This window comes from Providencia manganoxydans (assembly GCF_016618195.1).
In the GTDB taxonomy this organism is placed as follows: Bacteria; Pseudomonadota; Gammaproteobacteria; order Enterobacterales; family Enterobacteriaceae; genus Providencia; species Providencia manganoxydans.
Genome location: NZ_CP067099.1, coordinates 3,073,761 through 3,086,919 on the forward strand (window position 1 = coordinate 3,073,761; position 13,159 = coordinate 3,086,919).

10 protein-coding genes are annotated in these 13,159 nt (G+C 40.6%); 3 read left to right on the top strand and 7 right to left on the bottom strand.

Features of this window, described 5'->3' with window-relative positions:
- Nucleotides 1–12 precede the first annotated feature (12 nt).
- The 3 genes from JI723_RS13800 to JI723_RS13810 all read left to right on the top strand — a co-directional run bounded on the left by JI723_RS13800 (nt 13) and on the right by JI723_RS13810 (nt 3,678).
- Nucleotides 13–1,341 (top strand): HlyD family type I secretion periplasmic adaptor subunit, encoded by a 1,329-nt coding sequence (locus tag JI723_RS13800; RefSeq protein ID WP_070924900.1) that lies wholly within the window; start codon nt 13–15, stop codon nt 1,339–1,341.
- 3 nt (nt 1,342–1,344) lie between these two features.
- Nucleotides 1,345–3,282: a type I secretion system permease/ATPase gene (locus tag JI723_RS13805; RefSeq protein WP_337979464.1), complete on the top strand. Its 1,938-nt coding sequence runs from the start codon at nt 1,345–1,347 to the stop codon at nt 3,280–3,282.
- A 168-nt stretch (nt 3,283–3,450) separates the two neighbouring features.
- A complete protein-coding gene (locus JI723_RS13810; RefSeq protein ID WP_420704842.1) occupies nt 3,451–3,678 on the top strand; it encodes a DNA polymerase III subunit theta in 228 nt (75 codons plus the stop codon).
- On the opposite strand, the gene JI723_RS13815 is transcribed toward JI723_RS13810, so the two are convergent.
- The 7 genes from JI723_RS13815 to JI723_RS13845 form a co-directional block, all read right to left on the bottom strand.
- Nucleotides 3,675–5,159, bottom strand: a complete 1,485-nt coding sequence (locus JI723_RS13815) for a phage tail fiber protein (protein ID WP_337979465.1) — start codon at nt 5,157–5,159, stop codon at nt 3,675–3,677. The genes JI723_RS13810 and JI723_RS13815 overlap by 4 nt on opposite strands.
- Nucleotides 5,160–5,232: 73 nt before the next feature.
- Nucleotides 5,233–6,234, bottom strand: coding sequence for a DUF6453 family protein (locus JI723_RS13820; RefSeq protein ID WP_337979466.1), 1,002 nt, complete (start codon nt 6,232–6,234; stop codon nt 5,233–5,235).
- The gene (locus JI723_RS13825; protein WP_337979467.1) at nt 6,224–10,576 is read right to left on the bottom strand and encodes a TipJ family phage tail tip protein; all 4,353 of its coding nucleotides are present in this window, start codon (nt 10,574–10,576) and stop codon (nt 6,224–6,226) included. Before JI723_RS13825 ends, JI723_RS13820 begins: the two co-directional genes overlap by 11 nt.
- A gap of 56 nt (nt 10,577–10,632) precedes the next feature.
- Nucleotides 10,633–11,238 (bottom strand): tail assembly protein, encoded by a 606-nt coding sequence (locus tag JI723_RS13830; protein ID WP_163860977.1) that lies wholly within the window; start codon nt 11,236–11,238, stop codon nt 10,633–10,635.
- Nucleotides 11,235–11,945, bottom strand: coding sequence for a C40 family peptidase (locus JI723_RS13835; RefSeq protein ID WP_163860976.1), 711 nt, complete (start codon nt 11,943–11,945; stop codon nt 11,235–11,237). Before JI723_RS13835 ends, JI723_RS13830 begins: the two co-directional genes overlap by 4 nt.
- Nucleotides 11,942–12,679: a phage minor tail protein L gene (locus JI723_RS13840; protein ID WP_337979468.1), complete on the bottom strand. Its 738-nt coding sequence runs from the start codon at nt 12,677–12,679 to the stop codon at nt 11,942–11,944. The genes JI723_RS13835 and JI723_RS13840 overlap by 4 nt, the downstream gene beginning before the upstream one ends.
- Nucleotides 12,676–13,020, bottom strand: coding sequence for a phage tail protein (locus JI723_RS13845; RefSeq protein ID WP_337979469.1), 345 nt, complete (start codon nt 13,018–13,020; stop codon nt 12,676–12,678). Before JI723_RS13845 ends, JI723_RS13840 begins: the two co-directional genes overlap by 4 nt.
- Between the last annotated feature and the right edge of the window lie 139 nt (nt 13,021–13,159).

Here is a 13,159-nt window from a genome sequence, read left to right on the forward strand (position 1 = left end):
TGGATGTTAGCTATGAAACAGACAGCAACCAATACACGGTATGATCGTTTTTTACCGTCACATTTGGCATTATTAAAAAGCCCACCTTCTTATCTTGCATTGATGACTGCGATTATTATTAGTATAGGTATATTATTCGCTATTTTATGGTCCTACATTGGTAAATTAGATATTCAAGCCACCGCACAAGGCCGATTAATTGTTTCTGGAAGAACACAAATTATTCAGGCTTTTGAACTAAGTCGTTTGCAACATATTTACGTCGCTGATGGACAAAAAGTTAAAAAAGGAGACCCTTTATTGAGTGTGAATGTATTAGGGATCAATCAAGATATTCTGAATCTAACCTATCAAATTAACTTTCAAAAAATTGAAAAATTGGTTCACCATAGTTTGTTAAATCAGCAATCACCTGAGCTGAATAATGAGTTTGCTAGTTTATTATCTATTGAGCAACAACGGGTTATACAAACTTATCAAAACTTAAAAAATGAATATGACGCATTAGTCACTGAAATAAATAACGAGATAGCCATTAATAGAGCAAATTATTCAGCGAGAAACCTTGAATTAAAAGATATCAATTTATTAATCATTAATATTAAAAAACGACTTGATGCTCACAGCGCATTAAATGAAAAAAAACTTATTAGCCAAAAAGAGTTCTTAGAACAAGAACGTGAACTGCTGCATACCAAAAAAGAAAAAACAACAAAACTCGCCGAGCTGACTATTTTAGATAGTCAATATCACGCATTACAAGAAAAACTGAATCGTTTACAAACACAAAAGAACCAAGAATGGTATGAAAAATACCGACAGGCTGAGTTTAAGCATGCATCAGCCGAACAAGAACTCGCAAAAAACCAAGAAAGAGAGCAACTAGAAATTATTCGTTCTCCTGTTGATGGAACAATACAGCAACTAGCAACTTATACTTTAGGCGCTGTATTACAACCGGCTCAACAATTAATGGTCATTGTCCCTAGTAATGATGTGCAACTGGCTGAAGTCAAAATTCTAAATAAAGACATTGGCTTTATTCGAGAAGGGCAAAGTGCGACGGTGAAAATTGATGCCTTTCCTTACACCCGCTATGGCACCATAGAGGGCGAAGTTTTATCAATATCAAGAGATAGCACTCAAGATGAGCAACTTGGTCTCGTTTTTTTAGGGCAAATTAGCCTTAACAAGAAAAGTTTATTGGTTGAAGGTAATACTATTGAGCTCACGCCAGGTCTATCTGTCACGACAGAGATCAAAACGGAAAAACGTCGCGTTATTGATTATTTATTAAGTCCAATTCAAGAATATACCTCCACCGCGATGAGGGAAAAATAATCTATGGAAACGATAAATAACAACTATGGATTAGAGGCATTAATTTGGGTCGCTAACCATTATCAAAAAAGCCTCACTAAAGATCAGTTAATGCATGCCATAGGCATGAACTCTGTTTCACCAACAAATTGGGAACTCAGAGAATGTGCTCATATTACAGGTTATGAAACTGAGTTGCTTGAATTACACAAGCAACAATTTACTCATCTCCCTCTTCCCGCACTGGTTGATATTAATGGATGCTGGTTTGTATTATCAAAAGACAGTGATGACTCATTAATTTTAATTCATCCTGAAAGTAATAAAATAGTATCATTCAATGATATTCCTAATGACAATAATAAGATTATTGTTCTATTGATAAAAGAACAGCTTGAAATTGAACAAAAAAGAAAGTTTGGTATTAGTTGGTTTATCCCTTCAATATTACGTCAGCGTTCACAACTGAAAAATATTTTTATTCTTGCTGCAATCGTTCAGTTATTTGCTTTGATCAATCCTTTATTTTTCCAAAATATCATTGATAAGGTGCTAGTAGGAAGAAGCATTGATAGTTTGCATGTATTGGCTATTGGTATTATCAGTATTGCATTTGCCGAACCACTATATACATTTATCCGTAATAAAATTTTCAGTAATACGAGCTCACAAATTGGTTCAGAGTTATCAGGTAAACTCTATCGCCACTTAATGGCATTACCATTGAATTATTTTAAATTACGGCCAACAGGCAAAATCATTGCTCGGAGCAGAGAAATGTCTCATATCCGCCAATTTTTGACCGGTTCAACATTGATGTTATTTATTGATTTACTGTTTGTTAGCCTATTTATCGCCATACTATTTTACTATAGTGCCAATATGACATGGATCCTCATAGGCTCCCTATTTGTCTTTTTTATCCTATGGATGATACTCGGCCCTATCATTCGACGACAAACGGAAAAGTCCTATCAGGCCGATGAAAACGGTTTAACTTTTTTAACTGAATCAATCACGGGTATTGAAACAGTAAAAACCACTGCCACCGAAAAGTATTTTTACCATCGTTGGCAGAAATTACTCAGTAAACAGCTAATTCAAGGCTTTAAAGTCACTATGCGCAGTGAAATTGCATCACAACTGATGACTTTAGTCAGCAAAGTCACTACTGCGCTGCTTCTTTGGGTCGGCGTTAAAGAAGTGATGAATGGCGGCATCAGCCCCGGTGAATTGGTTGCCTATAATATGCTAAGTGCCCATGTGACCCAACCAGTCTTGCGCTTGGCGCAAATTTGGCAAGACTTTCAGCACACCATTATCTCACTGCGTCGTGTGGGAGATATCCTTGATGAACCCATTGAAAATGAAAGAAAAGGAATAGTGAGTTCTGCATCTATCCATGGCTGTATCGACTTCCAAAACATTCGTTTTCGTTATCAACCGGACACACCAGAAGTCCTCAATAACCTTTCACTTTCAGTCAAAGCGGGAGAATTTATTGGCATTACAGGCCCTTCAGGATCTGGAAAAAGTACCTTAACTAAGCTGCTACAACGACTCTATATCCCACAACATGGTCAAGTGATTGTTGATGGAATGGATTTAGCCGTCAGCGATACGGTCACCTTGCGTCGATGCATGAGCGTGGTATTACAAGAAAGTATGCTTTTTGTTGGCACTATTACCGAAAACATTCGTTTGAGTAAACCGCAAGCCAGTGATGATGATGTGATTGAAGCGGCAAAATTGGCGGGAGCCTATGAATTTATTATGAAACTCCCCGATAATTTTAATTATCACTTATCAGAAAGAGGTAGTAATCTTTCTGGAGGGCAACGCCAGCGTATTGCACTTGCGAGGGCATTACTGACAAAACCTGATATTCTGATTTTAGATGAAGCGACATCTGCGTTAGATTATGAATCACGGGATGTGCAAATATTGATTAATGATTTTTAGCTAGCAAAGCCGCACTACAAGCCAGCCAGCATTTTTGCGATTTGCTTATTTTTGCCTATTTTTATCGATTCCTCTCATTTTTGTGTCACAATTTCGGCACAGTTCGTCACAGTGATTTCCCTCCGTGCTATACTTCGATCATTCATTCCCCCCCACAAAAAAGCTATCATGCACAATCTCGCAGAACTATCGAAAGAAGATAAAGACAAAGTAAATGTCGATTTAGCAGCTTCCGGTGTCGCTTATCGCGAAAGACTCGGCAAGCCTGTTATTGATATCGAAGTCGAAAATCAACAGCCTGAGCATTTGCGCGAGTACTTTCGTGAGCGTTTAGTTTATTACAGAGAATTGAGTAAGCAGTTTCCGCAGGGGTATGAGTACGATAGAGAAGGTTAAATATCACTTTCCCTTTCAGCTTCCTCTGCCTCAAGCTTAGCCTCTTCTTCAGCTTGCTTCTCTGCTGCTTCTTTTGCTAATCGCTCTGCTTCTGCTTGCTTGAGATTGTAGATAGAGTTACTAGGCATATTTACGCGAACGTCGATCCAATGCCCATTCGGAATATCGCAATACTCATAGTCTTCGCGCTCAACTTTAAGTAGCTTTTCTTTCTTGCCTTCTTCCGTGTCGACTTCAACAAGCTCGTCTTTCAGAAACTCCGGATAAGTCATTAAGCGCTCAGCTTCTTGACGCTCATTTAACTCATGCTTGCGATAGCGTGTTTCAATGATAATGTCGCCGTCTGGAAGTACATCAAAGCTACCCCAAACTAATGGTAGATTGTTAATGCCATTTGGGATGACCATGCCACCATGAATACCGCCCCATGACGCATCTGAATTCATACCGAGTACGCCTTTCAGCTTATAGCGACCAGTGCCGAGTTTTTCGAGTTCAACGCCTTCTGACTCTTCGTTAAGCTCAATGTGATCAGCAAATACTTTGATAATCGGGGATGCTGCTTTTAAGTTGCCGTTTGAGTCTTTTGTTGTGTTTGCTGTTGAATAAATAGTTGATATTGCAGAAAAGGCTCCAGCATTTAAAGTTCTAAATGATAAATTCATGTTTCCAGTTGTTCTTCCAATCTGAAAACCGTAATTTCCATCTCTAACATTGACAATATGAGCAGAACCATTATTGCCCCAAGGATTACCAGTACCTCCCGGCGTGGCATAGAATCCCGTCCCTAAAGTTGTAGATGTAAAGTTTGTCGAAGATTGGGGAAGACTAATTCCTATACCATAATCACCGACTTGCATTAATCGTGTATTGCCGTTTTCCGGTCTCGGTATTTCAACACGCCCAAACCAGCGATCCCCTATTTTGTATTGAAAATAAGCATATCCATCCGGCGAGCTTTCCGGTGCAGGATATAAATATATCGTCGAGTTCGTTTGTTTTCTAGTCGACCCTAATGCTACTGCTGTCACGCCTCCTTCTACCAGCCCTCCAGCCTTGTCAAACTTCCCATCAAGCAATTTATCTCGCTCTGCTTCTGTGCGTGTTTTTCGCACCGTGCCATCTGGAAGTTTAACGTCAATAACTCCAGACTCTGTCATGATGCGATTTTGGATATCACTGAACTGTACGTTAGATATGTTCATTGCAACAATCTTGTTTGAAGCATCAGAATATGAGTTCACCATTGTTGTTTCAATTCGATACTCGCCATTTTTTACCTCTGTCTGCGCTGGAAATGATAGTGTTAACTCTGTGTTGCTCTGAATAGATGCGATGCTGTTGATGTAAACAGTTGTTCCGTTGTAAATCAAAATAACTTGCCCAGCAGATACAAGCGAGTTGTTATCTTTCCATTTTGTATTTGTGCCAGTTACTTTAGTACTTGTTGCCGTCGTTGTGACCGTGCCGATGTTGTACATATTATTCTCCGAAATTTAGATACAAAAAAACCGCTTAATTGCGGCTAATTGTGCAAATTGATATTTATTGATATTAAAAATAATCATCTCTATTCAAAACTATCGTGTCACATTCAGAATAAAATGCGTTTCCTGCGCCGGTCTTGTGAGAGCCGTATTTGAAATAAGACCCTTGTTGCACGCTAATGAATCCGTCAAACATTTTTAACCCTCCATGCCAACATCTATTTTGACCTGTCTGACCCGTGAAAAATACGCCATATCGAGCTAATGGAACCAATGGCTTGTTATATACCTTTGACGCATTACGCCCAATGTGTATATATTCTGGCGCCTTTATTGGTGGATAATGATTTGTTATTACGGGTTGGTTATTTTTATTAAATAAAAACAACCCCCAATCACCTGCTTTTAATGGGGGTGTAAAGCCACTTTGGAGAATAACTATATCCATCCTCAGTGAGTTTCCATTTGTTATTATCGTATTCGATTCATGGTCATACTCAATTACAGCACTTGGATGATCCCAATACGCAAGTACTAATTGCGAATTACGATTTGGTAAGTTACTGGGGAGTGTAATTGTGTTATTGACTATTCCGCTATACGTCCAAACAATAAATCCTAACTGAGTTTTATTTGTTATTGCTGTATAGTCAGTCGTTCCTTTTGTATAAACCAACCAGCCGTTTGATGCATCTTTTGTCGCGTCATGAGTTTCGAATACATGAAGCCTAGCTGCTGGGTCTGTATAACCGCGATAATCGTTTTTATAAAAATATGACGTTTTTAAGCCTATATTAATATTGTTGCCAGTTACCTGAATATTATTAATAACTATATGATTAAACCACCCAGTCTGATCAATCCAAACATTTGTCGCTTGAAAAGGAACAGCAATTAATCGCGTGTTTGGGGATTTTTCGGTTACTGAGACTGAGTGTGAATAATCCCAAGTTCCAAGCGGTGCTCTTGGAACGTCTATAGTCCTTAGATAATTAAAACTTCGTGTACCAGATAGCCCATAAGGGTTTTTTACACCAACTTTATTAAACATATAAACGTCATATGCCAAAACTCCCTCCTTTCCAATTACCAATGAATAACCGTAAATTACCTTGAGCGTCGTACATAGATATTTCATTATTTTTCTGAATCATAGAGCCTGCGCTGTCAGAACCGTATATTTCAACTACGCCATTGCTCATATCAAATCTTGACCCTATTCTTTTCGTTGGATCGTAGTTTTTTGAGCGCATATCAGTGCCAACAATGATTTTTTCAATTGTTGCTTTATTGATAAATGCTTCATTGATAAACACTTGACCGTTTTCAACGAAAAATACGGGCTCTAACTTACCGCTTTTGGGATTGAGGATACCAAACGTATCAGCACTAAAGCCGATCTGCGTCACTACTTTTCCATTCTGAACAGTCGCCCCCATCATGAATTTAGCATCGTAATATTGACCATTCCAATTAATGCCGGTCTTGATTGTGTAGATAGCAGAGCCATTCCCTTGGTGATCGAAAATAGTTTGACCACGAAGTTCAATTGCTGACTTGTTATCTCCAATTTCAGACATAATTAACTGATTAGTTTCAGCTTGTGATTTCTCATTGTCGGATACAGTTTTCTTGAGAGTTGTAATACTTGAATTGACATCATTGAATTGAGTTTCAATTTTCTCGAATGACTGTGCGAATGCCTGAAACTTGTCAGCTGTTACTGTATCTAAACGAGTAATTGACGCTTTAATTCTCAGTTGCTCAATTGCTTGATTTCCAACCTCCGCAGTCAACTGCATACCCATTTCAGACAGTGAGCTTTCAGCATTAGCAATTGTTTGCTGCATGTTTGCAATCGTCGCTTCATTGCTTTCAAAGCGAGACTGACTCTGCTCTTTGACTTCAGTTATCGCTTTTGTGTTGCTTGCTGTTGTTTCAGTTAATTTACCGATGTTTGCTGTTGTCTCATCGTACTGACTTTGTTGAGTTTGCTTAATCTGAGTTGTCGTTTCTTCTAGTGTTGCGATTGACTGTGTATTGTTTGTCACAGCAGCACTAACTTTCGATAGTTCCCCTTTGTTTTTATCAATTTCATCTTTGTTAGCGTTGATGTCTTTCCCGAGTTCTGCGCGTACTTGCTCTGTGCGCTCTGACTGTGCTTTGTCTTTCTCAGCGATTGATTTACGCACATCAATAAATTCAGCTTCTGACTGATCATGTTGCGCTTTTACACTTTCAACTAATTGTGCAGTAGCTTTTTCATTTGTTGCCGTCGCTGTTGCAAGTCGAGTGACTTCTGCTTTCGTTTTCAGTAACTCTGAGTTAGTTTCATTAACTTGTGCAGTTGTCTGCATAATCGCTTCTGATACTGCAAACTCGATGTTAGTCAGTGACGTTTCAATGTTAGTAATGTAACCACGCATTTCCCCGAATTCTGCTGTCGTTGACTGCTCAAACTTCGCTTGCGCTTGTTTCAAGTCAACTGTCGCTGTTTCGACTGTAGTAACACGACTCTTGATGTCACCAACTTCTTTATTTGTCTCTCCTAATTCCGCTTTAACTTGACTAATTTGTTGAGCTGTCGCTTTCTCATAGCTCGTTTGAGTATCTTTGATATTGAGAATTTCAGCAGCGTTATAGCTTACTTCAGCGCTGATTTTCTCTTGCCATCGCGCGGCGGCTTCTCTATCAGTAACTTGCACTTGTTCAAGGCGGAATATCTCAGCTTTGCGATCAGCAACTTCTTCTTTCAAGCTAAAATGTAATTCTGTAGTGAACTGAGTGTTCATCATTACTGCTTCATTGATAGTACCTAGTTCGCGATCAATGCCGATTATTTTCTGCTCAAAGACGGCACCGTCAATTTTCAAGTCGGCAACTTGGTCTTTGTTGAAGTCGATTTGCTCTTGCATGATTTGGCCGGCTTCGGTAGAAAGAAACTTATCACCAACAACATCTAAAATCCCCTCAACATCTGTTGACGATTCACCTAGAACAATATCTGTCCACTCTGATTCATTACCCGTTTTATCAACTAAGCGTGCACGGAAATAGAAACGGATCCCCGCTTTTAGCCCAGACATGCGATACGATTTTAGAGGGTATGGCACATCAGCAAGTAATTGCATATCTTCAACAATATTAGTTTGTGAATACTGCAACTCTGTTTTTAATGTATCACTGGTGTTCACATCAAAGCCCCAATCTAATGTAATCCCCCAAACTTCTGAGGTCGCACGTAGATTAAGCGGCTTCGGTGGATTACCTTCTTTCCCGTTGAGTTGGGTTTCTTCTGCGCTGGCCCACACGCTGGAAATTTCAGACGCATTAATCGCCCGTACGCGAACTTGATAACGGCCCGCATAAATCCCATTGACTTCAAAACCCAGCGTCGATGTACGCGATGCATTTATCCAGTTACCATTGTCTCTGCGCCACTCTGCCTCATATGCAATCGCACTATCAGCAGCTTCCCAATCAACGCGCAATGTCGTAAATGCAATACCCTGATCTACTTGTGAATAGGAGGAAATACGCACGTTTTTCGGTGCTGGTTGCACATTAGGTGGGATAACTGTAATTGGTCGTTCGTCAATGCGTGCCCCCGAGTCGATATGATCATAATTGTCAGGGTTATGAATAGTACCGTTAATGGTGTAAGTATTGTCACCATTGTCGCTGATATTAATAACCCGATACAGTTGAACGGCTAAGTCGTCAGAGTCCACTACCCACACGGACTCTTTTTCGGGCTTCTGTGAATATTCAGTAGAGATAGTGACAATCTTCTGATTAACTGCGGTAACAGTTCTGCCTTCTGATCTGCCATCAGGCAAATTAACAATTAAACGGTCTCCAACTTTAATTGACGCTACTCTATCAAGCGTGATTTTACGACCTTCGACCGCTGAAATTCTCCCCCCGATTTGACGCCCAGCAAAATCTGAATCAGCTAAACCAATAATATGACCAGGAGATGGTATCGCACCCTCTAAACCTGTGGCAAAAGTAACTACGCGGTCATTTGAATTAACAAGTAAAACCCATCGACCACGACGATTTGCCTCACTTCTGCGAGTGCAACCAATCGCTGACAGATCTGTTTTACGCACTCCATATCTACGCTGAAGCTTTAAATCAACAACGGCTTCAATGTCGTCACTGCTATGGTTTTCAGTGTTTGTGAATGAAACTAATGCTTGTGTATAGCGATTCTGGATGCTGCCGCCAGAGTAAGAAGGTTTGCCACCAGCAATATTTGCGTTTGTGAATACTCTAAAAACAGGGTCAGGCATGTCAGCTACGACATTAACTTTGTTGTCAGCCCAATATGCCATTCCACGAAAAATAGCAGCAATATCACGAAGTACAGTGTATGCAGCTTCTTGTGATTGAAAATAAACGTCACACAGAAAGCGAGGCTCTTTACCATCGCCACCACGCCCATCAGGAACTAATTCATCACAATATTGTGCAATTTTATACAGATCCCATTTACTAATATTGGGTATCTTGATCCTATCTCCGCAGCCATATCTATTATGGATTGAGGCATCATAATAAATCCATGCTGGATTGTTCGTCGCAGAAAGTTTAAACGTTCCGTCCCATACCCCTGTATATGTGCGAGCAACTGGATCATAATTTGTTGGCACCTTGACCAGTATTCCCCCTCTGGGGCGTACGCTGATTTTAGGGATACGATTATTAAATTGGCGGGCGTTAAAAGTAACAAATAATAGTGCTGTGTTTGGATAGCGTAATTTCGCATCAATAACTTCAGTAATTGCTGCAATTGACATTTTGTCTGCCATCCTTGCATTATTTTGGTTTTTAGTCAGTCGACGAACGCGAACCTGCCAACCAGTATTCGCTTTTGGTAAATCAATTCGATGAGAACGTTGATACTCAGTAGTTGTTTTGCCATCGAATGCAGATTTGATGATTTCTTTATAGCCTGCGCCGTCTGTCGATAGCTCTATAATGTAATCAATACGATACCCTGTCGTGTCACCGTTATCGTGCTGTTGCAACAATTGAGGAACAGAAAAGCGAACGCGAACTGCCGACAACTGAGTGTTGTTGATGTTTCTTACATACGGTTGATCATCTTTAAGTTCTATCCCCACAGCAATTTCATTATCAACCGAAGGGATGCCCTGAATATATTCTTGGTGTTCAGTGCCTGCACGAAACTCCCACGTCACCCCTTCAAAATTTTTAGAACCATCCGTATTCCCTATTGGCGTGTCATCAAGAAAAATACGTGTATCATCAATTCCACCAGCAATCTCACCTTCAGAGATAGCTAATAGAATTTTTGCGGTTGATTCGGATAGTAGGCTATCTTTTTGCTCAACAGGTGTCCGAGGTTTGGAACTACCCCCTTTAGCGCCTTGAATTCTCATATTTCACCCATAAAAAAAGCGGCTGTTAAGCCGCAATAGAAAAAAGCTGAAGTGATTTATTGCTGATCTTCTGTGTATATCCCTGCTGAGACAATAGCTCCACCGATTTCTCGCCTATCCAATCCATAAAACAATGGAACAGGATTACCTTGAGCTGTCGTGTTCACAGCTCCACCAAAGGCATAGGATGGCTTGTTATCTGAATCTTGCCGCATTGATAGCCCTTTTGGCTGAGGAGATAACATTTGCACCACACCACCAAGAGCCATAGCTGCACCACCAAGAGCTAAAGCCCCTCCCCATGTTCCAGCCGCAGTAAAAGCTACAGATAGACCGCCAGACAAAAATGCCGCAGCCCCGATCATTGCTACTCCGAGAATAGTTTGAAAAAATCCTCCACGCTTGCTACCTTTAATTACTGGAGCTATACGAATTTCTTCACAGGTATCAAGATGCAACTCATCCTCAACAATATTGCGCTTACCTTTGAATACCGCGAATTCAAGCCCTTTGAGGTGTGCATTAGCAAGAAACTGCTCAAAGCCATCATAGAGAACAGACAGAGCCTTAATTGCTTCACGAGGTGAATCTATATCTAATTTGTGTTCACGCCCAAACTTTGCGCCAAGAACACCGTATAAACGTATTGTTTTTATGCTCATACAAATTCTTTCCTCCGAACAATTTTTATCGTCCGATCGCGCCAGTAATCGCTGTAGGGTACTAACCTGCTGAGTTGACCATAAAGATGGTGAAGTAACATGCCATTCATAATCACACCAGCGTGATTAGGAACATCGGCTTGTACTTGCATAATCACCATATCGCCCTCTTTCGGCTCGCCAGTGACGTCAACAAAACCCGCTTTCTCGTAGTTATCCATATACAGATTTTCGCCTTCTTCCCACCATTGCCTATCAACGCTGTAATTATGCAATTCAATACCGTGTTTTTGCCTGTAATAGTCCATAATTAAGGACCAGCAATCTGCATGACCAAGCACAAATGGACGCCCTTCTAACTCACGACAACTTCTTGGCTCTATGATGCGAATATCCCCTTCTGGCCATGATGCGATAACCCACGGTAACCTCGTGGCATCACACTGTAATTTATCAATTTCGCTAGGCTGAGTTGTCACACCATCCCCACAGTGACTATGGACAATCGCAATAGGCTCTCCCCAATCTTCGGCAATTGCATAGTCTTCAGGGGAAAGTTCAAAATGCTCATTGGGATTATCAGAAAGGTTATGGCAGGGGAAATATTTTCTGACTCGACTCTTTTGACAAATCACGCCACATGCTTCTTTCGGGTATTCGGCTTTCACATGCTGAAATATCGCCTCTGTTAATTTCTTGGTGATCATCGTATTAACCCCGCCGCTGGGAACCCACCAAAATCCAAGGGTTCATTCTCACCAAAGCGCTTCTTACAATCACTGACTAAGCCGCCACAATTATCGAGTGACGGATCATCGACAGGCTCACCACGCTCATTGAAATATTTATTCCCTGTATAATTGCACCCTCGACCACTACGATAATCGCCTTTCATACACCAAAAACAGAGGTTGTGTATCTGGCGACCGGGTATCATTATTCCTTGAAGGTCGTATGGACTGGAAAGCTCAAATTCAACAGCTTCTCCAGCGACTTCATTTGTTTTTCGGTCAATGTAATACACTTGAGTAAAGCATTCGTCAGGGTTCGCTGTTGAGTTACCATTAATAAAATTTTTAGCGTCAAGATAGTGTGCAAAGGTTTCGTATATAGTGACTTTTGCTTCTGCCATGTCATCGAATTGCAAGCAAAGAGATGATATCAATCCATCAATATTTGCGACTCTTAATATCGGTCTTGCAGGGCTGCCATCGCTGTTTTTATCCATCCCTTCAATTTCATAAGCCCACGCACCGTACTCATTGCCTTGCCACCAGATAGGCTTAGGTTTGATATCGCCTTCATCAATCTCCTCTGGTGTGTGCGGCAGGTTATATGCGTGAAATCGGAGAATAGGACCGTCAAACTCGCTAGCATCAACTTCAATGAGTTGTATTTTATTGCCCGCCTCAAGCTTTTGGGCGTCAGATGTAATATTCATACGCTAAATGCCTGTTCAAATGTTGCTGTTATAGTGACTGCTAAGCCGCCAATCGGTGTCATGGTGATAGAATCAGCTTTAACTCGATATAATCCTTTTTCACAAAAAGGTGGCGTCCATATAAATGATTTTGTTGTGTGATGGCGGATAAACTTGAATATGGGCATTACCTCCTCTTTCATTCCTGTGTAAGTGAAAGGCCATGACTGAGATTCTGTGTTGATGCCATCTCCCGCAACTTGTTTGTAACCATCACCAAAAGTGACTTCTTTTATTCGATGAGTGAACTCGCCCGTTGGCGTTTCTTGCGTTTGCATTCGCCACTTAAATTCTTCAATCATGGTTTGCCTCGAAAAAAGACGGCACAAAGCCGCCTAATGATCAAATATCAGGATTTTCAATAGTTAAATTTGGTTTATGGTTAAAGGTCAGCCCTGTGAATTTTACCGGAGCGATGGCTGATTAGCTTCGGTGTGAGGA

Coding starts and splice junctions, on each gene's coding strand:
- JI723_RS13835 (WP_163860976.1), bottom strand. CDS start 11,945: ATGATCACCAAGAAATTAACAGAGGCGATATTTCAGCATGTGAAAGCC.
- JI723_RS13845 (WP_337979469.1), bottom strand. CDS start 13,020: ATGATTGAAGAATTTAAGTGGCGAATGCAAACGCAAGAAACGCCAACG.
- JI723_RS13810 (WP_420704842.1), top strand. CDS start 3,451: ATGCACAATCTCGCAGAACTATCGAAAGAAGATAAAGACAAAGTAAAT.
- JI723_RS13840 (WP_337979468.1), bottom strand. CDS start 12,679: ATGAATATTACATCTGACGCCCAAAAGCTTGAGGCGGGCAATAAAATA.
- JI723_RS13830 (WP_163860977.1), bottom strand. CDS start 11,238: ATGAGCATAAAAACAATACGTTTATACGGTGTTCTTGGCGCAAAGTTT.
- JI723_RS13825 (WP_337979467.1), bottom strand. CDS start 10,576: ATGAGAATTCAAGGCGCTAAAGGGGGTAGTTCCAAACCTCGGACACCT.
- JI723_RS13800 (WP_070924900.1), top strand. CDS start 13: ATGAAACAGACAGCAACCAATACACGGTATGATCGTTTTTTACCGTCA.
- JI723_RS13805 (WP_337979464.1), top strand. CDS start 1,345: ATGGAAACGATAAATAACAACTATGGATTAGAGGCATTAATTTGGGTC.
- JI723_RS13815 (WP_337979465.1), bottom strand. CDS start 5,159: ATGTACAACATCGGCACGGTCACAACGACGGCAACAAGTACTAAAGTA.